Annotated in this window: 23 protein-coding genes and 1 pseudogene; 6 read left to right on the forward strand and 18 right to left on the reverse strand. The window is 70.7% G+C overall.

The annotated features are described in order from the left end of the window. The first annotated feature begins 215 nt into the window (after positions 1 to 215). The gene (locus OG251_RS21585; protein ID WP_326678715.1) at positions 216 to 947 is read left to right on the forward strand and encodes a phosphatase PAP2 family protein; all 732 of its coding nucleotides are present in this window, start codon (positions 216 to 218) and stop codon (positions 945 to 947) included. A 319-nt stretch (positions 948 to 1,266) separates the two neighbouring features. Here the strand turns inward: OG251_RS21585 and OG251_RS21590 are convergent, their stop codons facing one another. Next, positions 1,267 to 2,877, reverse strand: a complete 1,611-nt coding sequence (locus tag OG251_RS21590) for an FAD-binding oxidoreductase (protein WP_326678716.1) — start codon at positions 2,875 to 2,877, stop codon at positions 1,267 to 1,269. 159 nt (positions 2,878 to 3,036) lie between these two features. After that, on the reverse strand, positions 3,037 to 3,285 hold the full coding sequence (locus OG251_RS21595; RefSeq protein WP_326681539.1) for a hypothetical protein: 249 nt from the start codon (positions 3,283 to 3,285) through the stop codon (positions 3,037 to 3,039). Between the two features lie 178 nt (positions 3,286 to 3,463). Here OG251_RS21595 and OG251_RS21600 point away from each other — a divergent pair, with 178 nt between their 5' ends. Then, positions 3,464 to 4,324 (forward strand): hypothetical protein, encoded by an 861-nt coding sequence (locus OG251_RS21600; protein ID WP_326678717.1) that lies wholly within the window; start codon positions 3,464 to 3,466, stop codon positions 4,322 to 4,324. A 229-nt stretch (positions 4,325 to 4,553) separates the two neighbouring features. Continuing rightward, positions 4,554 to 4,868, forward strand: coding sequence for a hypothetical protein (locus OG251_RS21605; protein WP_326681540.1), 315 nt, complete (start codon positions 4,554 to 4,556; stop codon positions 4,866 to 4,868). Positions 4,869 to 4,901: 33 nt separating this feature from the next. Here the strand turns inward: OG251_RS21605 and OG251_RS21610 are convergent, their stop codons facing one another. Next, positions 4,902 to 5,288, reverse strand: a complete 387-nt coding sequence (locus OG251_RS21610; RefSeq protein WP_326681346.1) for a metal-sensitive transcriptional regulator — start codon at positions 5,286 to 5,288, stop codon at positions 4,902 to 4,904. A gap of 211 nt (positions 5,289 to 5,499) precedes the next feature. Between OG251_RS21610 and OG251_RS21615 the strand changes: the two genes are divergently transcribed. Beyond that, positions 5,500 to 6,120: a DUF47 domain-containing protein gene (locus OG251_RS21615; RefSeq protein ID WP_073720505.1), complete on the forward strand. Its 621-nt coding sequence runs from the start codon at positions 5,500 to 5,502 to the stop codon at positions 6,118 to 6,120. A 5-nt stretch (positions 6,121 to 6,125) separates the two neighbouring features. Next, the gene (locus tag OG251_RS21620) at positions 6,126 to 7,124 is read left to right on the forward strand and encodes an inorganic phosphate transporter (protein WP_073720504.1); all 999 of its coding nucleotides are present in this window, start codon (positions 6,126 to 6,128) and stop codon (positions 7,122 to 7,124) included. A gap of 124 nt (positions 7,125 to 7,248) precedes the next feature. Here OG251_RS21620 and pstB read toward each other — a convergent pair whose 3' ends face one another. The 13 genes and pseudogenes from pstB to OG251_RS21685 all read right to left on the reverse strand — a co-directional run. Next, complete coding sequence (gene pstB, locus OG251_RS21625; protein ID WP_073720503.1) at positions 7,249 to 8,025, reverse strand: phosphate ABC transporter ATP-binding protein PstB; 777 nt, start codon at positions 8,023 to 8,025, stop codon at positions 7,249 to 7,251. 42 nt (positions 8,026 to 8,067) lie between these two features. Further along, positions 8,068 to 9,153 carry a phosphate ABC transporter permease PstA gene (gene pstA, locus OG251_RS21630; RefSeq protein WP_326678718.1) on the reverse strand — a complete coding sequence of 362 codons (1,086 nt, stop codon included), beginning with the start codon at positions 9,151 to 9,153 and terminating at the stop codon, positions 8,068 to 8,070. Beyond that, a complete protein-coding gene (gene pstC, locus OG251_RS21635; protein ID WP_326678719.1) occupies positions 9,150 to 10,145 on the reverse strand; it encodes a phosphate ABC transporter permease subunit PstC in 996 nt (331 codons plus the stop codon). Before pstC ends, pstA begins: the two co-directional genes overlap by 4 nt. Positions 10,146 to 10,378: 233 nt before the next feature. Beyond that, the gene (gene pstS, locus OG251_RS21640; protein WP_326678720.1) at positions 10,379 to 11,518 is read right to left on the reverse strand and encodes a phosphate ABC transporter substrate-binding protein PstS; all 1,140 of its coding nucleotides are present in this window, start codon (positions 11,516 to 11,518) and stop codon (positions 10,379 to 10,381) included. Between the two features lie 317 nt (positions 11,519 to 11,835). Continuing rightward, positions 11,836 to 12,369, reverse strand: a complete 534-nt coding sequence (locus tag OG251_RS21645) for an NUDIX hydrolase (protein WP_442818356.1) — start codon at positions 12,367 to 12,369, stop codon at positions 11,836 to 11,838. Then, positions 12,366 to 13,406, reverse strand: coding sequence for a CHAD domain-containing protein (locus tag OG251_RS21650; RefSeq protein WP_399592750.1), 1,041 nt, complete (start codon positions 13,404 to 13,406; stop codon positions 12,366 to 12,368). The genes OG251_RS21645 and OG251_RS21650 overlap by 4 nt, the downstream gene beginning before the upstream one ends. Beyond that, entirely contained in the window at positions 13,372 to 15,618 is a 2,247-nt protein-coding gene (locus OG251_RS21655) for an RNA degradosome polyphosphate kinase (protein WP_326678722.1), read from the reverse strand. The genes OG251_RS21650 and OG251_RS21655 overlap by 35 nt, the downstream gene beginning before the upstream one ends. Before the next feature lie 418 nt (positions 15,619 to 16,036). Further along, complete coding sequence (locus OG251_RS21660; protein ID WP_326678723.1) at positions 16,037 to 17,068, reverse strand: ABC transporter permease; 1,032 nt, start codon at positions 17,066 to 17,068, stop codon at positions 16,037 to 16,039. Next, entirely contained in the window at positions 17,065 to 17,967 is a 903-nt protein-coding gene (locus OG251_RS21665) for an ABC transporter ATP-binding protein (protein ID WP_326678724.1), read from the reverse strand. The genes OG251_RS21660 and OG251_RS21665 overlap by 4 nt, the downstream gene beginning before the upstream one ends. Further along, positions 17,964 to 18,374: a GntR family transcriptional regulator gene (locus tag OG251_RS21670; RefSeq protein WP_326678725.1), complete on the reverse strand. Its 411-nt coding sequence runs from the start codon at positions 18,372 to 18,374 to the stop codon at positions 17,964 to 17,966. Before OG251_RS21670 ends, OG251_RS21665 begins: the two co-directional genes overlap by 4 nt. A 93-nt stretch (positions 18,375 to 18,467) precedes the next feature. Beyond that, the gene (gene mshD, locus OG251_RS21675) at positions 18,468 to 19,391 is read right to left on the reverse strand and encodes a mycothiol synthase (protein ID WP_326678726.1); all 924 of its coding nucleotides are present in this window, start codon (positions 19,389 to 19,391) and stop codon (positions 18,468 to 18,470) included. A gap of 35 nt (positions 19,392 to 19,426) precedes the next feature. Next, positions 19,427 to 19,666, reverse strand: coding sequence for a PDDEXK nuclease domain-containing protein (locus OG251_RS21680; protein WP_326678727.1), 240 nt, complete (start codon positions 19,664 to 19,666; stop codon positions 19,427 to 19,429). A gap of 107 nt (positions 19,667 to 19,773) precedes the next feature. After that, a pseudogene (locus OG251_RS21685) lies at positions 19,774 to 20,223 on the reverse strand (DUF1016 N-terminal domain-containing protein); the annotation flags it as partial. A gap of 148 nt (positions 20,224 to 20,371) precedes the next feature. Here OG251_RS21685 and OG251_RS21690 point away from each other — a divergent pair. Then, entirely contained in the window at positions 20,372 to 22,195 is a 1,824-nt protein-coding gene (locus OG251_RS21690) for a bifunctional metallophosphatase/5'-nucleotidase (protein ID WP_326678728.1), read from the forward strand. A gap of 167 nt (positions 22,196 to 22,362) precedes the next feature. Here OG251_RS21690 and OG251_RS21695 read toward each other — a convergent pair whose 3' ends face one another. Both OG251_RS21695 and OG251_RS21700 read right to left on the reverse strand, forming a co-directional pair. Continuing rightward, a complete protein-coding gene (locus OG251_RS21695; protein ID WP_326678729.1) occupies positions 22,363 to 22,539 on the reverse strand; it encodes a hypothetical protein in 177 nt (58 codons plus the stop codon). Then, positions 22,536 to 22,988 carry an ATP-binding protein gene (locus OG251_RS21700; protein WP_326678730.1) on the reverse strand — a complete coding sequence of 151 codons (453 nt, stop codon included), beginning with the start codon at positions 22,986 to 22,988 and terminating at the stop codon, positions 22,536 to 22,538. The genes OG251_RS21695 and OG251_RS21700 overlap by 4 nt, the downstream gene beginning before the upstream one ends. Positions 22,989 to 23,142: the final 154 nt, after the last annotated feature.

The following is a 23,142-nucleotide window of genomic DNA, read 5'->3' on the forward strand; positions in this document are numbered from 1 at the left end:
CGTAGACGGTGGACAGGCCGTTCCCTGAACTGGGACAGCATGCGCACTGACCATGCGGACGCCGGTCCGGACGTCGTGCGACAGCGTGGTCGCAGGGTGACGGGACCGCAGCGGCTGGACCGCGGTATCCGGATCGCACCGAACACGGGGGTTCGACCGATGCGGCGCGCGCGGACGCGCGTCGCGGCAGCAGACAAGGCAAGGGGCCGCGGCAGATGGCTGGACTCGCACTCGATGGGTCGAACCCCGACGTCAGCCTGCTCTACGACATCAACGGGCTGGCGAAGGCCGCTCCCCCCTGGTTCGACCGGGTCATGGAGTTCGTCGGTGAGTACGGGATCATGCTCGGCATGGTCCTGGTGGCCCTGTGGTGCTGGTGGAGCATGCGCCGGCGCGGCACGGCCGAGGACTCGGTGGCGGCCGTCGCCGGGATCATCTGGGCACCGCTCGCCGCAGGGATCGCCCTCCTCATCAACATCCCGATCCGTGGCTTCGTGGAACGGCCGCGTCCGTTCAACGACCACGACGGTCTCGATGTCCTGGTGAAGGGCAAGACGGACTTCTCGTTCGTCAGCGACCACGCCACGATGGCGATGGCCATCGCCGTCGGACTCTTCGTGGCCAACCGGAAGTTCGGGTTCGTCGCCCTCGGGCTCGCGCTCGTCGAAGGTTTCTGCCGCGTCTACATGGGCGTGCACTACCCCACCGACGTGATCGGCGGCATGGCCCTCGGCACGGCCGTGGCCCTGCTGCTCGCCCCGCCGGCCATGGCGCTGCTGACCCCGCTGGTGACGGCCGTCTCCCGGTCGGAACGGGTGGGCGGGCTCGTACGGTCCCGTCGTCCCGGCGCCGCGTCCGCCGACGGGCGTGAGGACGCGCTCGGGATTCCCGAGCCGCGGCCGGGGTCCGGCCGCGGCAACGCGGGGGAGAAGGACCTGGCGGCCTGATCCGGGCCTCGCATCGTCCGGGCCTCCCCCCTTCGGATCCGACCCGGCGCCCCGGGGCCTCACGGCTTCGGGGCTTTGTCGTGCCCGGCGAACTTCACCGTGCGGACGAAGGCCGGCGTGCCGGACGGAGGACGGGGCCCGCAGGCCGGAAATGCCGGCGGGCAGGGCGGAGGACGGGGCCCGCAGGCCGGAAATGCCGGCGGGCAGGGCGGAGCCCGAAGGCCGGGGCCCGGGAACGTCACCGGTGCCGGACGGAGACCGGAGCCCCGAGCCCGGAGACGTCACCGTGCCGGGCGGCCTCGGAACTTCGGGGAACGCCTCACAGCGCCTGGGGGAAAGTGAACAGGCCCGTCGGGTCGTACCGCTTCCTCAGCCGTGTGAGGCGGTCCGCCGATGTGCCGTAGTAGGCCGTCCGCCAGTCGGTCAGCAGGGGGTCCGCGTAGTTCTGGTACGCCGCTCCCGACGCGTATCGGCGTAGCGCCCCATGAGTGTTTTTCAGCCACTCCTGTTGCGCACGACCGGAGCTGTCGGGGCGCCAGGAACCGATGTACTGGGCGAGCATCCGCGAGCGGCGGTGGACGAACGCCGTCGCCTGCGGGTCGACCCGGTTGATGGCCCCGCCCAGCGCGGTCAGGGCAACGGAACCGCCGCCTCCGCCCTGCTCACGCGCCGCGCCGATCCGGGTGAACGCTTCCGTACGGTCGATCAGGGCGCGCAGGCCCGCCGGGGGGAGCGAGCCGGTGAAGAAGTCGGACGCGGCGGCGTACGTCTCGCGCTGGAGGACCCCGTCCGTCGTACGGCCCGGTGTCGTACCCGGCAGATGGCACTGCGCGTCCGTGATGCCCGAGCAGCCCGCGTACACGAGCATCGCCTCCTGGTAGCTGCGGCGGCGCAGCGATACGGAGGAGGCCGAGGCGCCTATTCGGTCGGCGAGGCGGTCGACGGCGTTCTGAAGGTCCCCGTACGTACCGAGGCTGAAGGCGGCGACCGTGAGGGTGGGGGTGCCGCCGCCGGGACCTGCGGCGAGGTGGACGGAGGACCAGATCTCGTCCGGCTGGTCGGGGCCCCACTCCTGCCAGGCGGCGAGGACCGCTTGGGCGCGGGACCAGGGCCAGCTGAGGTAGGCGCTGACCGTTCGGGGGACCGGGCGGGTACGGAAGCGGAGTTCGGTGATGACGCCGAAGTTGCCGTTGCCCGCGCCGCGCAGCGCCCAGAACAGGTCCTGGTGGTGGGAGGCGTCCGCGGTGACCGTCCTGCCGTCGGCGGTGACCATCCGGGCCGAGGTGAGGCTGTCGCAGGTCAGACCGTACGCACGGGACGCGACGCCGTGGCCGCCGCCGAGCGTGAGGCCGGAGATCCCGACGGTGGGGCAGGAGCCGCCCGGGATGGTGCGGCCGTGCCGGGCGAGGCCCTGGTAGACGTCGATGAGCCGGGCGCCCGCGCCGATGGTGCTGTCGGTGCCGTCGCGGTCGACCCGGGAGAGCGAGGAGACGTCGATGACGAGGCGGCCGTTGCCGCTGGACCAGCCCGCGTAGGAGTGGCCGCCGCTGCGGATCGCCACGGGGGTGTCGGTCGAGCGGGCGAAGTCCAGACAGGCGCGGATGTCGTCCTCGTGCCGCGCGTACGCCACCGCCGCGGGCTTCAGCCCGTCGAACCGGGTGTTGTAGAGCTGCCGGGCCGTGGCGTACGCGGAGTCGCCGGGCCGTACGAGGGTGCCGTCGAGGCCGCGGGCCAGCGCCGGCCAGTCGGCGCGGGACGGTGAGGCGGACCCGGACGGGGCGGACCCGGACGGGGCGGGGTGGGGCGTGGCCGACGCGGTGCCGCCGCCGGTGCCGTGGTCCGGCGGATCGCAGGCCGTGGCGGTGGCGAGTGCCGCGGCGAGGCCGGTGCCCAGCACGGTGCGGCGGGTCGGCGTGGTGGGGGCGTTCATGGGACCTCCGGGTCGGGCCTCCGGCCGGGACGAGCGACGGTCCGAGAATGTCCGGGAACATTCGAGAACGTCCGGGAGCATCCTGGGGTGTCAGGGAATGTCCCGGAACTTCTCGGAACAGCCCGGGAATCCGCCGGCGTTCACGGGCGTCCGGGGGCTTCAGGGAGTGGAGAGGTGCTCTTCCGCGTCGGTGCGGGCCCGGTCCCGTGATCTGCGGGCCGGCCCCGACCAGCCGCAGGTGCAGCGGGCCAGGCAGAACGAGCCCCGCTCGACCGTCGTGGTGCTGTGCGCCGCGACGGTCGACGGGGGCGGGACCCGCAGAGGTGCGGGAGGGGCGAGGGGGAGGAGGGGGGCGGAAGGAGCGGGTGCCGGGGTGGTGGGGGCTGGGGTGGGGGCTTCCTCATGCACGCGTCCACGGTACTGGCGGCGGCCCCCGTACGGGAGGGGGAGCGGGCCGATCCGTCCGTCGTTGGGGTGGGGGCGCGGTGGGGGCGCGCCGGGGCGGCGTGACGGGGGACCCCGGTGGTCGTTATGCGGGGCGGGTGAGGGCTCGGTCGGGTGGTAAGTCGTTGGGGGTTGGCAGGCGATGGTGGTGCGGCAGCACAGGTGCGGAGGCGGGCCCCTGGCGGTCCGTGCCCTCGCGGTGGCGGGTGTGATGGCGGTGGCCGCCGGGTGTGCGGGCGGTGGCGGTGGTGGCAGCGGCGGGGCGGGGGCCGGCGGCCGTGCGGTGTCCGCGGAGCGTCCGGCCGTTGTGCTCGGGCAGGCGGCCGATGTGCTGGCGGAGGCGGGTGGCGCGGAGACCCGTACGTCCATGGAGACGGCGGTCGGCGGGACCCGGGTGACGATCAGGGGACAGGGGACGTACGACTTCCGCAGACAGCTCGGGCAGATCAAGGTCGTGCTCCCGAAGGACGCCGCGGGTGCCGACGGGCACCGGCCGATCATCGAGCTGCTGGCCCCCGGGGCCCTCTATATGAAGCACCGCGGCGCCGGAGTCCCCGACGACAAGTGGGTCAGGGTCGACACGACGGCTCTGGAGGACGGCAATCTCGTCACCGGTGGGGTCACCGATCCGATGGCCGCGGCCGAACTGCTGCGCGGCGCACGGGAGGTGACGTACCGGGGGAGGACGGAGCTGGCCGGGGTGGCGGTGCGTCACTACCGGGGCGTCGCGGATCTGGGGCGCGCGGCGATGGCGGCCTCACCACTGTCACGCGGTGCGCTGGCCGCGGCGGCGAAAGGGTTCAGCAGGGACGCGGTGCCGTTCGACGCGTATCTGGACGACGAGGGACGGCTGCGGAAGGTGCGCCACCGCTTCAGCTTCGCCGCCGAGGGGCCCGCGGTGTCCGTGGTCTCGACCATGCTCCTGTACGGGTTCGGGGCGACGGTCACCGTGACGTTGCCGGACGATGCGCACATCTATACCGGCAGGATCAGACAGAGCTGATATGCGCGCGGGATCGGACGGAGCCGGTGCGGCGGACGGGGCCGGGAGCGACGGGGTGTGGTGCGTGGGGTCCGGTTGGGTGGCCGAAATGGTCCGTCCGTGCCATGCGCGGCGCGTATCGCGATCCCTACGCTAGGAAGCGGTACGCCAAGGGTCGGCGACGGCGGTGATACGGCAGAGAGAGGTGACGCAGGTGGTGACGCTCAGCGCTCCGAACGCTCAGGACTGTGTGGCTCTCGCCGAGATCGAATGGTGCGGTGAGCTGATGATCGCGGCGTCGGCCAGCCGTGAGGAACGCCTCAGTCCGGACCGTATCGACGAGGTGCTCGACGTTCGGGGAGACGCCCGGGGAGAGGCGAGGGCCGATGCCCGGGGGGACGTGCGGACTGATTTCAGGTCCGATGTCCGGGCCGATGCCCGTGGTGACGTCCGGAGGGACGCCCGGGACGTCAGGGACGCCCGGGACGTCAGGGACACCCGGGACGGCTGCGGCGTCGGCGGGCAGCGGACGTCGGTCCCCCGGCAGGCCGGTTGCCGGGGGTGACATCCCGCGCGCCGCGGGCCTTCGTACACCGGCTCATGTACGGAGCAGCCGGGCGATCGCCTTCGTGGCCTCCTCGACCTTCGCGTCGATCTCCCCGCCGCCCTTGACCGAGGCGTCGGCGACGCAGTGGCGCAGATGCTCCTCCAGGAGCTGGAGCGCGAAGGACTGGAGGGCCTTGGTGGAGGCCGAGACCTGCGTGAGTATGTCGATGCAGTAGACGTCCTCGTCGACCATGCGCTGGAGGCCGCGGATCTGGCCCTCGATCCGGCGCAGCCGCTTGAGGTGCTCGTCCTTCTGGTGGTGGTAGCCGTGGATGCCGCGGTCGTGGTCGGTGAGGACCTCGGCCGGTGCCGCCGCCGCTGTTTCCGCGGCCGCCGGGTCCGCTGTCTGTGCCGAGTCCGTGGCCTCGGCCGTGGTCATCGCGTCCGTCATTGCGTCCTCCCGTTGTCCTCTTTGCCTACGTCCGACATACCCCTGCTGGGTATATCGTAACGAATCCAGCCGAAACGTGACCGGGGCCCCGTGCTGATCACTGTGCCCGATGGGCGACACTGACAAGGCCGGTTAGCCGTGGCCGGATGATGCGCCTAGCATCAGCCTGACCGAATCCAAAGCACCCCGAGGACCCCACGTGCGCTTTCGTCTGACCCCCAGGGAGACGAGCTTCTACGACATGTTTTCCGCGTCTGCGGACAACATCGTCACGGGCTCGAAACTCCTCATGGAACTGCTCGGGGCGGATTCTGCCTCCCGAGTCGAGATCGCGGAGCGTATGCGGGCAGCGGAGCACGCGGGGGACGATGCCACCCACGCGATCTTCCACCAGCTCAACTCCTCCTTCATCACGCCGTTCGACCGCGAGGACATCTACAACCTCGCTTCGTCGCTCGACGACATCATGGACTTCATGGAGGAGGCCGTCGACCTGGTCGTGCTGTACCAGGTCGAAGAGCTCCCCAAGGGTGTCGAGCAGCAGATCGAGGTGCTGGCCCGCGCTGCGGAGCTGACCGCCGAGGCCATGCCGAGCCTGCGCACCATGGAGAACCTCACCGAGTACTGGATCGAGGTCAACCGTCTGGAGAACCAGGCCGACCAGATCCACCGCAAGCTGCTCGCCCAGCTCTTCAATGGCAAGTACGACGCCATGGAGGTTCTGAAGCTCAAGCAGATCGTGGACGTACTGGAAGAGGCGGCTGACGCGTTCGAGCACGTCGCCAACACCGTGGAGACCATCGCGGTCAAGGAGTCCTGAACCACGTGGACACCTTTGCGCTGATCGTGACCATTGGTGTCGCGCTCGGCTTCACCTATACGAACGGCTTCCACGACTCGGCGAACGCCATCGCCACCTCGGTCTCCACCCGGGCGCTGACCCCGCGGGCGGCCCTGGCGATGGCCGCCGTGATGAACCTCGCGGGCGCCTTCCTGGGCCAGGGGGTCGCCAAGACCGTCAGTGAAGGGCTCATCGCCACGCCCCAGGGGCAGAAGGGGATGGGCATCCTGTTCGCGGCGCTGGTCGGCGCGATCATCTGGAACCTCGTCACCTGGTACTACGGCCTGCCGTCCTCCTCCTCGCACGCGCTGTTCGGCGGCATGGTCGGTGCGGCACTGGCCGGCGGGACGATGGTGCACTGGGACGGGGTGCTGGAGAAGATCGTCATCCCGATGTTCCTCTCGCCGATCGTCGGCCTGGTCGTCGGCTATCTGGTGATGGTCGCGATCATGTGGATGTTCCGGAACGCCAACCCGCACAAGGCCAAGCGCGGCTTCCGGATCGCGCAGACGGTCTCGGCGGCCGGCATGGCGCTCGGGCACGGCCTCCAGGACGCGCAGAAGACGATGGGCATCGTCGTGATGGCGCTCGTCATCGCCGATGTCGAGGGACCGAACGACGAGATCCCGGTCTGGGTGAAGATCGCCTGTGCGCTGATGCTCTCGCTCGGTACGTACGCGGGCGGCTGGCGCATCATGCGTACCCTCGGCCGCAAGATCATCGAGCTGGATCCGCCGCAGGGCTTCGCGGCCGAGACGACCGGTGCCTCGATCATGTTCGGCTCCGCGTTCCTGTTCCACGCGCCGATCTCCACGACGCATGTCATCACCTCGGCGATCATGGGTGTCGGTGCCACCAAGCGGGTGAACGCGGTGCGGTGGGGCGTGGCGAAGAACATCATCCTCGGCTGGTTCATCACCATGCCGGCCGCGGCGCTCGTCGCCGCGCTGAGCTACGGGATCGTCGTCCTGCTGTTCGGCTGATCGGGTACGCACAGCCGATCGGGTAGTCATATGGGTCCGCCCCCGTTCTCTCTCCGGAGAGCGGGGGCGGACCCTTTTGCCTTGTGGTGGCACCGCCATGCAGCACCGCAAGGCCGTCTGGGGGTTATCCGAAGCGGCCGGAGATGTAGTCCTCCGTGGCCTGGACCGACGGGTTGGAGAAGATCCGCTCCGTCTCGTCTATCTCGATGAGGCGGCCGGGCTTGCCCACCGCCGAGAGGTTGAAGAACGCCGTGCGGTCCGAGACACGGGCCGCCTGCTGCATGTTGTGCGTCACGATGACGATCGTGAAGCGCTCCTTCAGCTCGCCGATCAGGTCCTCGATGGCGAGGGTCGAGATCGGGTCGAGGGCGGAGCACGGCTCGTCCATCAGCAGGACGTCCGGCTCGACCGCGATGGCGCGGGCGATGCACAGGCGCTGCTGCTGGCCGCCGGAGAGCCCGGAGCCGGGCTTGTTGAGGCGGTCCTTGACCTCGTTCCAGAGGTTCGCGCCGCGCAGGGACTTCTCGACCGTGTCGTTCAGCTCGTTCTTGCGGTAGCCGCCGTTCAGGCGCAGGCCCGCCGCGACGTTGTCGAAGATCGACATGGTCGGGAACGGGTTCGGGCGCTGGAAGACCATGCCGACCGTGCGGCGCACGGTGACGGGGTCGACGTTCGAGCCGTAGAGGTCCTCGTCGTCCAGCAGCACCTTGCCCTCGACGCGGCCGCCGGGGGTGACCTCGTGCATCCGGTTCAGGGTGCGCAGGAAGGTGGACTTGCCGCAGCCGGACGGGCCGATGAAGGCGGTCACGGAGCGGGGCTCCACGGTCATCGAGATGTCCTCGATGGCCTTGTGGCTGCCGTAGTAGGCGGTCAGTCCGCTGATGTCGATGCGCTTGGCCATGATCAGATCACTGCTTCTTTCGGGAGGTCGCTGGTGGCCGCGTCAGCGACCGGTCTTCGGGGCCTTCCAGCGGGCGATGCCGCGGGCCACGAGATTGAGGATCATGACGAAGGCGATCAGGACCAGGGCAGCGGCCCAGGCACGGTCGTACGCGGCGGGCTCGCCGATCTTGTACTGCTCCCAGATGTAGAAGGGGAGCGAGGACTGAGCGCCTTCGAAGGGGTTCGGGTTGATCAGCTGGCTGCCGAAGACCAGCAGCATGATCGGGGCGGTCTCACCGGCGATGCGGGCGATGGCGAGCATGACGCCGGTCGTGATGCCACCGATCGCGGTCGGCAGGACCACCTTCAGGATGGTGCGCCACTTCGGGATGCCGAGGGCGAGGGACGCCTCGCGGAGCTCGTTGGGGACGAGCTTGAGCATCTCCTCCGTGGAGCGGACCACGACCGGGACCATCAGGATCGTCAGGGCCAGTGCGCCCATCAGACCGGACGGCTGGAGCCCGGCCATCAGCATGATCGAGAGGATGAAGAGTCCGGCCACGATCGACGGGATACCGGTCATCACGTCGACGAAGAAGGTGACGGCCTTGGCGAGGGCGCCCTTGCCGTACTCCACCAGGTAGACGGCGGTCAGCAGACCGATCGGGGCGGAGATCGCCGTGGCGATGCCGACCTGCTCCAGGGTGCCGATCAGCGCGTGGTAGACACCGCCGCTGGCCTCGGAGCCGAGCACTCCGGCCATGGAGTGGGTCAGGAAGTATCCGTCCAGACGCTCCGCGCCGCGGCTGACGGTGGTCCAGAGCAGCGAGGCGAGCGGGACGACGGCGATCAGGAAGCAGACCCACACCACGCTGGTGGCGAGGCGGTCCTTGGCCTGACGCTGGTTCTCGACGACGGTGGTCGCCACGTACGAGATCACCAGGAAGAGCAGGGCGGAGATCAGCCCCCACTGGGTGCGGCTGTGCCAGCCGGCGGCCACGCCGATGCCGACGCCGAGGGCGAGGGCCACCGCGGCGAAGCCGAGCGGGGCCAGGCGGGGCAGGGTCCGGCTGCTGAGGCTGTTCTTCGGCTCGGTCGTCGTCACGGGCTTCGGGCGTTCCTCGACACTGGTAGGTGCGTGGCTCATGCGTTGGCCCCCGAGTACTCCTTGCGGCGGGCGATGATGAGCCGGGCCGCGCCGTTGACGAGCAGGGTGAGGACGAAGAGGACGAGTCCGGAGGCGATCAGGGCGTCGCGCCCGAAGGCGTCGGCCTCGTCGAACTTCGCGGCGATGTTCTGGGCGAACGTCCCGCCGCCCGGGTTGAGCACATGGAGCGAGATCAGGAAGCTCGGCGACAGGACCGTGGCGACGGCCATCGTCTCGCCGAGCGCCCGGCCCAGACCCAGCATCGAGGCGGAGATCACGCCGGAGCGGCCGAAGGGCAGCACCGAGAGGCGGATGACCTCCCAGCGGGTGGCGCCGAGGGCGAGCGCGGCTTCCTCGTTCATCTTCGGGACCTGGAGGAAGACCTCGCGGCTGACGCTGGTCACGATCGGCAGGATCATGATGGCCAGCAGGATGCCGACGGTGAAGAGCGAGCGGGCGACGCCGACCTCGGTCTTCTCGAAGATGTACGTCCAGCCGAAGAACTGGTCGAGCCAGAGGTTCAGGCCCTCCAGGTACGGCACGAGGACGAGCGCGCCCCAGATGCCGTAGACGATGCTCGGTACGGCGGCGAGCAGATCGACGACGTACGCGAGGGGTGCGGCCAGCTTGCGCGGCGCGTAGTGCGAGATGAAGAGGGCGATGCCGACAGCGATCGGAACCGCGATGAGCATCGCGATGATCGAGCTGACGACGGTGCCGAAGAGCAGGACCGCGATACCGAAGACCGGCGGGTCACCGGCCGGGTTCCAGTCGAAGGTCGTGAGGAAGTTGCCCTCGTCCTTCGAGACGGCCAGGACGGCGCGGTAGCTGAGGAACACGGCGATCGACGCCATGAGCACGAGCAGCAGAATGCCCGAACCCCGCGAGAGGCCCAGGAAGATCTTGTCGCCTGTGCGCCCGGTGGACTTGGTGGGGGGCGTTCGTCGGACCGGCGGGGCCGGTGGCGTGTCTATCGGTGTGGTGGAAGCCATGGTTTTTCCGGTCTGTGTGGGGGAGCGGTGCGCTCCCCTGGCGGCGGTGCACCGGATGGAGTGGGGCGGATGGAGAGGGTGGAGCGGGTGGGGCGGGCAGTGCGTGTGTCGCGGTGGGGCTGGTGTCGCGGTGTTGCTGTGGGAGAGGGGGTGGCGGGCCGGTCCGGAGGGGTGCGCCGGACCGGCCTGCCGGGTGGTGCGTGTGGTGCAGGTGTTGCGGGTGTGCCGTTCGGTTAGGAAAGGCTGCCGATGGTCTCGCGGACCTTGGCGTTGATCTCGGCGGGGATCGGGGCGTAGCCGGCCTCGGTGAGGACCTTCTGGCCCTCGTCGGAGGCGGTGTAGGTCAGGAAGGACTTGACCGTGCCGAGGGTGTCGGCCTTGTTGCCGGTGTCGCAGACGACCTCGTACGTCACCAGGACCAGCGGGTAGGCACCCTCGGCCTTGGTGGTGTAGTCCAGGTCGAGCGCCAGGTCCTTGCCGGTGCCCTTGACCTTGGCGGCGGCGATGGCCTTGGAGGCGTTCTCCGAGGTGGCCTTGACCGGGGCGGAGCCGCCGGTGTTGATGTCGACGGTGGAGATGCTCTGCGAGGCGGCGTAGGAGAGCTCGAAGTAACCGATCGCGCCGTCGACCTGCTTCACCTGGGCGGCGACGCCGGAGGAGCCGGACGCGGCCTGGCCACCGGGGGCCGGCCACTTCTTCTCGGCCTCGTACTTCCAGTCGCTCGGGGCGGTGGCGGCGAGGTACTTGCCGAGGTTCTGCGTGGTGCCGGAGTCCTCGGAGCGGTGGAAGGCCTGGATGGCCTTGTCCGGGAGCTTGGCGCCGTCGTTGAGCTTGGCGATCGCCGGGTCGTTCCACTTCTTGATCTTGTTGTTGAAGATCTTGGCGAGCGTGGGGGCGTCCAGCGTGAGGCTGTCGACACCCTCCAGGTGGAAGCCGATCGCGATCGGGCCGCCGACCATCGGGAGGTTGATGCCCTGGCCGGTCTTGCAGGTCTTCTTCGAGTCGGCGACCTCTTCGGGCTTCAGCGCCGAGTCGGAGCCGGCGAAGCCGACGGTGCCCTGGTTGAAGGCGATGATGCCTTCGCCGGAGGAGGAGGACTTGTAGTTGATCTCCACACCGGAACAGGCGGCCATGTAGTTCTTGACCCAGAGGTCCATGGCGTTCTTCTGTGCGCTGGAGCCGGACGCGCGCAGCTGGCCCTTGGCGTCGTCGCACTTGATGTTCGACGCAGCGCTCGTCTTCTCGCCGCTGCCGCCGGTGCTGCCGTCGCCGCTGTTGTTGTCCGAACCGCACGCCGTGAGGACCAGGGCGCCGGAGACGGCGAGGGCACCGAGCGCGGTGGCACGAAGCCGGTTCTTGCGCTGAAGCTTCACTTTCGGGTGTTCCTTCCAGGAGCCGCCGTGGTCTGTTCGTTCTACGACGGCGTGCGATGAGGATCGGTGTTGCGGCTTGGCGCCGCGCACCTTGTACGTCCGAAATTAGGCAGAACAGGTGAAGCGGCCCACGGAAGAGAGTGAACGGAAGGTGAACCGTGTCGGACAGACGGGGGGCGGCCCACGATGAGCCGGTCCGAGGCAGGTCAGGAACCGGCTGAGGAGCCGCCCACGAGCCGCCCACGAGCCGCCCAGGGGCAGGTCAGGAGCAGGTCAGGAGCAGGTCAGGAGCAGGTCAGGGGTGGGTCGGGCACAGGTCAGGCGTGCGGGAGGAGGTCCGGGAGGGCCGCTTCCAGCTGGTCCCGGTCCCGCGGGCGGGTCAGCCGGTTGCGCGCGGCCGTGGGGGAGAGCCAGGCGAGGCGGTCCACCTCGTCGTTGGGGGCGAAGGCGCCGCTGGTGGCCTCGGCCGCCCAGTACGCGACCTCCTTGGGCCGGCCGTTGACCACGTACCGCGACGTCGGGAGCCGGGTCCCCGGGGTGCAGTGGTGGCCGGTCTCCTCCAGGACCTCGCGCAGGGCGCCGTCCAACGCGGCCTCGCCCCGCTTCAGCTTCCCTTTGGGGAACGACCAGTCGTCATATTTCGGCCGGTGCACGAGACAGATCTCCGGCCCGCCGTCGTACGGGGACCGGCGCCACAGCACACAGCCCGCGGCCAGCACGGGCGCCGGGTCCGGCGCCGGACCCGCGCCGTCCGCCGCGCCGCCGCGGTCGCGGTCGCCGTCCGGTACCGGACCCGCGCCGTCCGCCGCGTGGCCACCGTCAGCGTCCGGGTGGGACGTCGCCCCGCTCATGGCGCGGTCGCGGCCGCCGCGTACGGCCAGGTCTCCCGGAACACCCCGCGGGCCGCCTCCACCTCGTGCCGCTGGTCCGCGTGGAGCACTCCGAGGGCGTACGCCGTCGCCGGGGCGATCCGCGGGGTGCGGGCCGCCGCTGCCGCCGCCGCTGCCGCCTCCGCCGCGTCCCGGTGGAGATCGAGGGCGTTCCCCGCCCCGGCCAGGACCGGATCGGGCGCGCCCAGCACCACCTCGTGGGCGTAACGGTGCAGCCGCAGCAGCAGGCGGGCCTGGTGCCAGGGCGCGTCCTGCGCCTCGTTGTACGGCTCGGCCGTCTCGTCGGGCGGCAGCGCCGCGACCGCACCGAGCAGCCGCTGCTCGGCCCGTTCGGCCGACTCCAGGAGGGCTTCGGCGGCCGGACCCGTGGCCCCGGCCGCCAGCGGGACCTCGGAGGCCAGCAGGGCGACGGCGTCGGCGACCGCGTGGAAGCGGGAGGAGCCCAGCGCCTGGAGGGCGGCGGAGTGGGCGCGGGTCCGGGCCAGGGTCAGCTGGCGTTCCAGGAGCGCCCCGGCCCGGGCCGCCCCGACGCCGAGCGCGGCCCGTTCCTGGCCCGGGGCGGCCGGGGACGCGGATGCCGGAGCCGTGGCGGAGGAGCGTGCCGCGGGCAGGGCGGCGCCCGAGAGCCGGTGCAGGGCTTCGAGCAGCCGGACGAGCCTGGTGGAGTAGGCGTGCTCGCGGGCGAGTGTGCCGGAGAGCCAGGCCAGTTCCGTACGGAGCTGGTCGGCCCAGACGGGGTCGAGCACCCCGCGGAAGGTGTGCAGCGAGCCGCTGATCCGGCGGGCGGACCGGCGCAGCGCGCTCGCGGCCGCGTCGGCTCCCCCTTGACCGGGGTCCGTCGGGGCGCTGTGCTCGCGGTGCAGGCGCAGGCTGCGCAGGAAGTCCGCGGCCTGCGCCCGGAGGTAGGGCGCGAGGACCGCCTCCGCGCTCAGGTCCGCGGGGTCCCGCGTCGTCGTCTGGTGGTCAGGGCGTCGCACGCCGGCGCCTCCGGGCATCAATGAGCATTTCCTGTACGTGCCGCAGCGGCTGGCCGTCCGCGTCCGTGGCGTGCCGGGTCCAGTTGCCGTCGGGACCCAGGTGCCAGGAGGAGGTGGTGTCGGCCATGCCGGTCTCCAGGAGCCGGCTGAGCGCGGCGCGGTGGGCGGGGTCGGTGACCCGGACCAGTGCTTCGATCCGGCGGTCGAGGTTGCGGTGCATCATGTCGGCGCTGCCGAACCACACCTCGGGTTCGCCTCCGTTGCCGAAGGAGAAGACCCGTGAGTGTTCGAGGAAGCGGCCCAGTATCGAGCGGACCCGGATGTTCTCGGAGAGGCCGGTGACACCGGGGCGGATCGCGCAGATCCCGCGTACCCAGATGTCGACCGGCACGCCGGCCATCGCGGCCCGGTAGCAGGCGTCCACGATCGCTTCGTCGACCATCGAGTTGACCTTGAAGCGGACGTAGGCGGGGCGCCCGGCGCGGTGGTGGGCGATCTCCTTGTTGATACGGGTGATCAGTCCGTCGCGCAGGGACTTCGGGGCGACCAGCAGCCGGCGGTAGGTCTCGCGGCGGGAGTAGCCGGAGAGCCGGTTGAACAGGTCGGAGAGGTCGGCGCCCACCTGGGGGTCCGCGGTGAGCAGGCCGAGGTCCTCGTACAGCCGGGCGGTCTTGGGGTGGTAGTTGCCGGTGCCGACGTGGGAGTAGCGGCGCAGGGTGTCGCCCTCCTGGCGGACGACGAGCGAGAGCTTGCAGTGGGTCTTCAGCCCTACGAGGCCGTACACGACATGGCAGCCGGCCTCCTCCAGCTTGCGGGCCCACTTGATGTTGGCCTGCTCGTCGAAGCGGGCCTTGATCTCGACGAGGACGAGGACCTGTTTGCCGGACTCGGCCGCGTCGATCAGGGCGTCGACTATCGGGGAGTCGCCGGAGGTCCGGTACAGCGTCTGCTTGATCGCGAGCACGTCCGGGTCGCCCGCCGCCTGTTCCAGGAACGCCTGGACGGAGGTGGAGAACGAGTCGTACGGGTGGTGCAGCAGCACGTCGCGTTCGCGCAGGGCGGCGAATATGTCGGGCGCGGAGGCGGATTCGACCTCGGCGAGATCGCGGTGGGTGCCCGCGATGAACTTGGGGAACTTCAGCTCCGGCCGGTCCAGGGAGGCGATGGCGAAGAGTCCGGTGAGGTCGAGCGGGCCGGGCAGCGGGTAGACCTCGGCGTCGGACACCTTCAGCTCGCGGACCAGCAGGTCCAGGACGTACGGGTCGATGGACTCCTCGACCTCCAGCCGGACCGGCGGGCCGAAGCGGCGCCGCATGAGCTCCTTCTCCAGGGCCTGGAGGAGATTCTCGGCGTCGTCCTCCTCGACCTCCAGGTCCTCGTTCCTGGTGACCCGGAACATGTGGTGGGCGAGGACCTCCATGCCCGGGAAGAGCTCCTCCAGATGTGCGGCGATGACGTCCTCGATGGGGACGTAACGCTGCGGGGAGGCCTCCAGGAAGCGGGTCAGCAGCGGCGGCACCTTGACGCGTGCGAAGTGGCGGTGGCCGCTGACCGGGTTGCGTACGACGACGGCGAGGTTGAGCGAGAGGCCCGAGATGTACGGGAAGGGGTGCGCCGGGTCGACGGCCAGCGGGGTCAGGACCGGGAAGACCCGCTGGCGGAAGAAGGTGAACAGGCGGGCCTGTTCCTTCTCGGTCAGCTCCGGCCAGCGGATCAGCTGGATGCCCTCGTCGGACAGGGCCGGTGCGATGTCCTGCTGGTAGCAGGCGGCGTGCCGGGCCATGAGTTCGCGCGAGCGGGTCCAGATCAGTTCGAGGACCTCGCGGGGCTGTAGCCCGGACGCGGAGCGGGTGGCGACGCCGGTGGCGATGCGGCGCTTGAGTCCGGCCACCCGGACCATGAAGAACTCGTCCAGGTTCGAGGCGAAGATGGCGAGGAAATTAGCCCGTTCGAGTACCGGTGTGGCCGGATCCTCGGCGAGTTCGAGGACGCGTTCGTTGAAGGCGAGCCAGCTGCGCTCCCGGTCGAGGAAACGGCCCTGGGGAAGCTCGTCGCCGTCCCGGTCGGGCTCGTACGCGTCGGCGTCGGCGTCGAGGTCGGGATCCAGGTCGGCCGCGGTGGAGAAGCCGACGTTGTGGGAAGCGGCGGTGGCATGCGGCCGGTGCGCGGCGAGGGAACCGACGGACGGCTGGGTGGGCTGGGCGGGGACCTCGGAGCTGGGCTGCTGGCTCATGTACCTATTGTTCCGCGCGTACGGCCCTCCAGGCTCGTCGGAGCCGGGAAAGATCGCGGAAGGTCCGGGGAAGCCGGGTTCGGTTCCGCGCGCTGTTCCGGGCGCTCTCCCGGGTTCCTTCCGGGGGACTCTCCCGTTGCGGGGGGTGGGCACAGCTGGCTGCATCCCGTGAGGGTCGCAAGCGTGTCTGAATGGCCGGTAACGGCGACATGACATGCAGGAAGCGGTGTGCCTGCCGGTGGGGCTCGCGCACACGGTACGCGGAGGCCGTGCGGCGGTCCGCGCGGCCCGAATCCACCGTACGCGGCGGAGGCCGTGCGCCGGCCGGCCGGGCGCCCGGGCCCACCGTACGCGCGCCGGTCCGGGTCCGCCCCTCGCGGGGCCCTGACCGGCGCGCGTAGCCGGGTGGGCGCTCTCCTCAGCCGTGCAGGCGGCGCAGCACCCGGAAGGCCACGAACACGGCCAGCACGGCGACGGCGAGCAGGATGCCGGTCTCGACGAGCTGGAGCGGCCAGAAGTGGGAGGAGGGGTGGACATCGGTGAACGGGGTGACGCCGCCGCGCTCGCGCATGCACACGGTCATGTCCCCGACGGCGGACGCCTCGTGGGCGCAGTCGTTCCAGTACACCGCCTTGCCGGTGGCGGTCAGCATGCCCGAGTCGATGAACCAGGAGAAGTCGTCCGGGTTCGGCTTCCCCGAGAACCGGGCGATCGGCCAGAGGTGCTCACGCAGCTGCGTCATCGTCAGGGCGACGGCGCCGACCAGGAGCGCGGTGACCGCCATGGCCGGGAGGGTGCGGCGTACGAGTACGGCGACGAGCGCGCCGAGAGCCACGGCCAGCAGGGCGTAGCCGAGGGTGACCGGGCCGCTGCTCAGGTAGACGGCGTTCTCGTACCAGCGCAGCCCCCAGGAGAACGGGTTGTGCTGGAGGCCCGTCCAGCCCCAGCGGTACACGGGGACCAGCACGGCGGTCGCGGCCGTGGCCAGGACGAACGGGACGGCGAGGCGCACGGTCAGCCACCGGGCGGGGGTGACCGACTGGGTCCAGGCCATTCTGAAGGTGCCGCTCTCCAGCTCCCGGGCGATGAGCGGGCCCGCGACGAAGACGCCGAGGAGTCCGGCGAGCAGCAGTGCCACGGTGCCGCCGTCGGCGAGGAACGTCTGGGCGTTGACGCGCGCGCTGGTGGGCCCGTAGAAGGCATCCCCGCACACGGTGGTGTCCCCGTCGGGGCAGCGCTCCTCGGAGGCCGCGACCGCGACCCAGATCCGCAGCGCCACGACCGCGCCGACGCCGAGCAGGAGCAGTGCCCCCGCCGTCCGGAGGGTGCGGCGGTGCGTGCGCAGCAGGACGCGGACGGAACCGCGCAGGCCCTCGGTGGGCGCGCCGGCGCGGGGAGCTTCGCGTGCGCCGTCGCGGGCGCCGGGTCCGTGCTGGGTGAGGGTGCTCATGCCGAGGTCACCGCCTCGCGGGAGGTGTGGGCCGTCGCGCTGGGGGTGAGCAGCGGCGGGGCGTCGGGCGCGCGGAGGTGTGCGAGCAGCAGGTCCTCCAGCGAGGGTTCCGTGATGTCCCAGGCGGTGTCGTCCACCGGGCCCTCCTTCCGTACGAGCGCGGTGAGCTGACGTCCCGTGGTGCGGGATTCGACGACGGTGTGCGGGGCCAGATCGCGGACCTGGCCGGTGAGCAGGGCGTGCGCGCCGACGAGGTCCTCGGTCTCGCCGCCGAGGCGGACCCGCCCGCCGTCGACGAGCAGGAGGTAGTCGCAGGCGCCCTCCAGCTCGGTGAGGATGTGCGAGGACAGCACGATGGTGGTGCCGTGCTCGGCGGCCTCCGCCATCAGGACGCCCATCAGCCGGTGGCGGACGAGCGGGTCGAGGTCGGCCATCGGCTCGTCGAGCAGCATCAGTTCGGGCCGCTTGCCGAGCGCGAGGGCCAGGGCGAGCCGGGTGCGCTGGCCGCCGGAGAGCGAACGGACCCGGGCGTCGCGGGGGAGGTCCCCGACGACGCGTTCGGCGGTGTCCCGGTCCCATGCGGCGGGGTTCAGTTCGCCGCCCGCCCAGAGCGTGTCCGCGACCGTGAGCTGTGGGTACAGCGGCTTCTCCTGGGCGACGTACGCGATCCGTTCGCGGACCTCGGCGGGGGACGAGCCCAGGACGCGCACGGTGCCCTCGCCCGGTGCGCGCAGTCCCGCCGCCAGTGCGAGCAGCGTGGACTTGCCGGCCCCGTTGGGCCCGACGAGCGCGCAGACCCGTCCGGCGGGCAGCCGGAAGGTGCAGTCGCGCAGGGCCCATTGCTTTCTGCGCCCGTACGTCATTCCGAGGCCGTCCGCCTCGATCGCAGCGCCAGTCATGCGTGCTGGTCCCCCTTGAATGTGCTGTCCAGTACGGCGGTGAAGAGGGCGCTCACGTCGTCCCTCTCCAGCCCGGCCTTCCGGGCCCGGCGGGCCCAGTCGGTGAGTTCGGCGCGCAGCGGCGCGTCGGTGTCGGCCGCGGCGCCGCCGAGGGTCCGGCGCACGAAGGTGCCGAGCCCGCGACGGGCTTCCACGAGCCCTTCGCGCTCCAGTTCGCGGTAGGCCTTGAGCACGGTGTTCGGGTTGATGGCCGTGGCTTCGACGACCTCCCGTGCGGTGGGCAGCCGGTCGCCCGGCTCCAGCACGCCCAGCCGTAGGGCCTGCTTGGTCTGCTGGACGATCTGGAGGTAGGTGGCGACGCCGCTGCGCCGGTCGATGCGGAACTCGACCGCTGCGGACTCTGCCATGTTCACCACCCTTTCACTAATTGAGTAGTGAAAGGGTGGCGCAAAGAAGGGGCGGCGTCAAGTGGCGCCGCCCCTGCCGGAGATGAGGCCAGGTCAGGACTCCGTGCGGTACATCAGGTCCACCTCGTGGGTGGTGAAACCCATCCGCTCGTACACCGTCACGGCCGCCGTGTTGTCGGCGTCGACGTAGAGCATCGCGGTGGGCAGCCCCTCGGCGGCCAGGTGGCGCAGCCCGATCGCGGTGAGCGCCTTGCCGAGGCCGCCGCCCTGCGCGTCGGGCCTGATGCCGACGACGTACACCTCGCCCAGCTGCTCCCGGGCGTGCACCTTGGTCCAGTGGAAGCCGACGATCTCGCCCCCGCGCTCGGCCAGGAAGAAGCCCTTCGGGTCGAACCAGGACTCCGCCTCGCGGTCGTCCAGGTCCTGCTGGGTCAGGGAGCCCTGCTCGGGGTGGTGGGCGAAGGCGGCGCTGTTCACGGCGAGCCAGGCGGTGTCGTCCTGTCCGGGCACGAAGGTGCGGACGGTGACGCCCTCGGGCAGGACCGGGGCGGCGAGGTCGAGGGGGATCAGCGTGCGCCGGAGCTGGCGCAGCTCGCGGAAGAGGGAGAGGCCGAGGACCTGGGCCAGATGCCGGGCGGCGGACCCACCGCCGTGCGCCCACACCCGCAGCCGCTTGCCGGTCGTGGCGAGGAGAGCGGCGCCCAGGGCCCGCCCGTGCCCGTGGCCCCGGTGGGCGGGATGCACGACGAGTTCGGCGGCGGGGGCTTCGACGGGGTCGGTGTCCTCCAGCTGGGCGTACCCGGCGAGGGTGCCGCCGGTGGTGAGCAGGAGGTGGCGCACGCCCACACGGTGTCCGCCCCGGAGTCGGAGCCGCCCCTGCTCGGAGACCGCTTGCCTGCCGTCGGAGCGGGCCGCCTCGCCGAGCAGGTCGAGGACGGCTTCGGCCTGCGCGGGGTCGAGCGCGTCGAGGGTCTGAATCTCGCGTCCGGGGGCGGGGAGGGGCACATCAGTCGTCATGCGTACGAGCGTACGGCGGACGGCTTCGAGGCGGGTCACACGGCTCCGGGCGGGGCGTGCAGCACCTGATCCGCGATCCGCGACAGATCCTCGGCACTGGGCAGCAGCCCGCGGACCCGCTCGGGCAGACCGGCATACGTACTGACGGCCAGTGGGTGGTTGGAACCGCGCAACGCGTACTCGACCATGGCCCGGTCGCGGCTCTCCGCGATGAGGATGCCGATGGTGGGCTCGTCGCGTTCCTTGTCCCGGACCAGGTCGTCCACCACCGCCACGTAGAACCCGAGCTGCCCGAAGTGCTCGGGCCGGGCCTTTTGCGTCTTGAGCTCCAGTAGAAGTCCAGCTCAAAGCGGGTTTTGCACTTGCTCATGAGGAGGGCGACGTGGCCCCACGGCAATTGCGCAACAGCTTGTTGCGCAATTGAGTCGGGCCAGGTCCGCGCCATCTGCTGCATGTACTGGAGATTGCGGGTGCTGAACCCCCGCTGGTTCGGGAACTCCGTCCGCAGCTCGGTGGCGATGCGGTCGATGACCTTCGTCCCCCACCGCTCCCCGCTCTGCCGCTCTGCCGCTCCAGGATCGTCCGCCCGATCTCCCAGTACATCAGCAGCATCTCGGTGTTGACCTTGAGCTGTGCGCGCACATGCGCGCCCCGCACGATCGACTTCAGCTGGTCGACCATCTCGTTGAAGCCCGGCGGCAGGTCCGGCGTCCGTGCGCCCGGTACGACGGCCTTGGCCGTCAGTTCGCTGTCCATGCCGTACAGGCTTGCGCCACACGTGAGTGCCGTGACGTTTCTGCCTGCATATGTAAGCCAAACGAGTTATATGCACCGTTAGGTCCTCCCTGTGACCTCAAGGGCAACCAGCTCGTAACCCGAAAGCCCCTGTTGCGCTACGCGCGTTGACTCTAGGCTGCGGCAGGCAGGATTCAGACTTTTGACCACTTCCCAACCCTCCCGCTGAACTCACAAGGGGACCGATGTCAGCGACTCCGCAGAAGAACCGTGCGTCCCGGCGGGTGCTCGCCGCCGCAGCCGGGCTGGCCACCGTGGGCGCGCTCGTCGCCGCGCTGCCGGCCGGCGCCCAGGACCGGGGCAACGGCCACGGTCACGGCCACGGGCACGGGCACAAGCCCCGTACCGTCGACGTGCAACTGCTGTCCTTCAACGACCTCCACGGCAACCTGGAGCCCCCGGCCGGTTCCGCGGGCACGGTCTCCGAGACGCAGGCCGACGGCACGGTGAAGTCGGTTCCGGCCGGTGGCGTCGAGTACCTGGCCACCTCGCTGCGCAAGGCGCGCGAGGGCAACCGCTACTCCGTCACGGCCGCGGGCGGTGACATGGTGGGCGCGAGCCCGCTGCTGTCGGGGCTCTTCCACGACGAGCCGACGATCGAGGCGCTGAACGGGCTCGACCTCGATGTCACGTCGGTCGGCAACCACGAGTTCGACGAGGGCGCCACCGAGCTGGCCCGTCTCCAGAACGGCGGCTGCCACCCGACGGAGGGCTGCTACGAGAAGGGCAAGAAGTTCAAGGGCGCGGACTTCCCCTACCTCGCGGCCAACGTGACGAAGGAGAAGACGGGCAAGCCGCTTCTCAAGCCGTACACGGTGTGGAAGAAGAACGGCGTCAAGATCGGCTTCATCGGAGTGACCCTGGAGGGCACCCCGAACATCGTCACGGCCAACGGCGTCAAGGGCCTGAAGTTCCACGACGAGGTCGAGACGATCAACAAGTACGCCAGGGAACTGGACCGCAAGGGCGTCAAGTCGATCGTCGCGCTGATCCACGAGGGCGGGGCCCCGGCCTCCACCTCGTACAACTACGACTGCGACAGCCCCGGCGCCGGTGACGGCATCTCCGGGCCGATCGTCGACATCGCCAAGGGCATCACGCCGAAGGTGGACGCGCTCGTCACGGGCCACACCCACCAGGCGTACGTGTGCACCGTCCCCGACCCGGCGGGCAAGCCCCGCATGGTCACCTCGGCGTCCTCGTTCGGCAAGGTCTACACCGACACGACGCTCACCTACGACCGCCGCACCAAGGACATCGTCCGTACGTCGGTGAAGTCCGCGAACCACGTCGTCAGCCGGGAGCAGTCCAAGGCCACCGACATGACGAAGCTGATCGCCCGCTGGAACGCCCTCGCGGCTCCCATAGCCAACAGGCCGCAGGGCTGGATCACCGCCGACATCAACGGCCGCGGCTCCACGGCCCCCGAGAAGCCGCTCGGCAACCTGATCGCCGACGCCCAGCTGGAGGGCCTGGCCCCGGCCGACAAGGGCGGCGCCCAGGTCGCGTTCATGAACCCGGGCGGCATCCGCTCGGACCTGGTGCACAAGGCGTCGGGCAGTGAGGGCGACGGGGTGGTGACGTACGGCGAGGCGTTCACCGTGCAGCCGTTCACCAACATGATGAACGTGGTCGACCTGACCGGCGCGCAGCTGGTCGAGGCCCTTCAGCAGCAGGTCAGCGGCTCCAACGAGGCCAGCCCGAAGATCCTCCAGGTCTCCAGGGGCCTCACCTACACGCTGGACATGACGAAGACGGGCGCGGCCCGCGTGGTCACCGACACCATCAAGCTCGACGGCGCGGCGATCGACCCGGCGAAGAGCTACCGCGTCGCGATGAACGAGTTCCTCGCGGGCGGCGGCGACGGCTTCGCGGCCCTCGGCCAGGGCACGAACAAGCTGGTCGGCGCGTCCGACCTGGACGTGTTCAACACCTACCTGGCGGCCCACTCCACGGCGACGGCCCCGCTGGCCCCGCCGGCCACGGACCGGATCACGATCATCAAGTGACCCCGTGACGCGGGTGACCGCATGAGTGCGTGAGTACATGGGTGGGGGCGGTGGGCCGGAAGGGCCCGCCGCCCCCACCTTCTTGGTCTCCGTACGCCGCCGCTCTCGATGCGGCCCTGCTCGACCAGGTGCTCGGAGGCGTCGGGATCGCGTTGTTGCGACGGCCTTCAGCCGGAAGCGTCCCGCCCACGCGGTGGCCGTCGTCCGCGCCCTCCCGCCGCGTCTTCCGGTCGCGTACGCGGCACCGGCGCGAAGGTCAGCCCGGCGGCGAGCGCGCCGAGGACGACGGCGACGACCACGAAGTCCCAGTGCGGTACGTCGCCGCAGGGTACGGGAGGCGTCACGGCTGCGGATCGGGCCGGCCCAGCGTGAACCAGACGGCCTTGTGCCCCGGCAGGCAGCCGTCCAGCGTGTTGGTGCCCCATGCGAGTGCGAGGCTTTCCACCAGCAACAGGCCCCTTCCACCGCCGTGTTCCGGCCCCGCCCGCAGAGCGGCGAGCGCGTTCCCGGCGCAGGCCTCCTCATCCGCGACGGAGACGGTGACCCGCTTCCGGTTGACCGCGACCTGGACGCGGATCAGCGACGTACGGGTGTGCCGGTGTGCGTTGGTGACCACCTCCGAGACGCAGAGGCGTGCGTCGTCCACGAGGCTGAGATGCCGGCTCACCCGCAGCAACGAACCGACGAAGTCCCGCGCGATCCTGGCGGCGTTGGCGGTGCTGGGAAGGGTGAGGCGGTATCGCTCGCTCCCAAAGGGTGCACGGAGGGGCGGGGTTGGGGCGGTGGTGAACATGTTGGTTTCCCCACATTCTGCGTTCGGACGGGTGCTTCGCTCGTTGTCCGTGGCGATGGCCGTGTCGCGACGTGTCTCAACGTGCCGCGGATCGGCTGCACTTCGGACCAACCAGCGCGCCGGGTGGTCATGGTGAGGAACGTAGCGTCTGTGT

Origin of the sequence: Streptomyces sp. NBC_01237, assembly GCF_035917275.1 — a bacterium.
GTDB lineage: Bacteria > Actinomycetota > Actinomycetes > Streptomycetales > Streptomycetaceae > Streptomyces.